The 320-nt window shown below is 38.4% G+C and carries 1 pseudogene; it reads right to left on the reverse strand.

Going from position 1 to position 320, the window contains the following annotated elements:
- Positions 1-320 (reverse strand): annotated as a pseudogene (locus DWZ63_RS15865) (IS30 family transposase); the annotation flags it as partial.

Here is a 320-nt window from a genome sequence, read left to right on the forward strand (position 1 = left end):
TTCATGATTATTTTCACAAGCTCCTTTTTGACCGGGAGAAGATGGATCACAGTAAAACAGCCGAGACCTTATCACTCCGTCTGAGTCAGCTTCAATACCGAAAGGATCAGAAAATTCAGTTCCGTTGTCGGCCAGACATATGGGAAGTATTTTGGTAAAGTTCTCAAAACCAAGTAATTTGTAAAGAGCATCAAATATGTCGGTAACAGATTTAGAGTCATTTGCGTCTCTTAAAAATGCTAATTGAAGCTTGGGAAGTACAAAGTGAATGGTAAGTAATACAGAACCGCCTTTTATACCTTCTACAGAATCAAGTTCAG

This window comes from Clostridium sp. AF34-13, assembly GCF_003477845.1.
In the GTDB taxonomy this organism is placed as follows: Bacteria; Bacillota; Clostridia; order Lachnospirales; family Lachnospiraceae; genus Butyribacter; species Butyribacter intestini.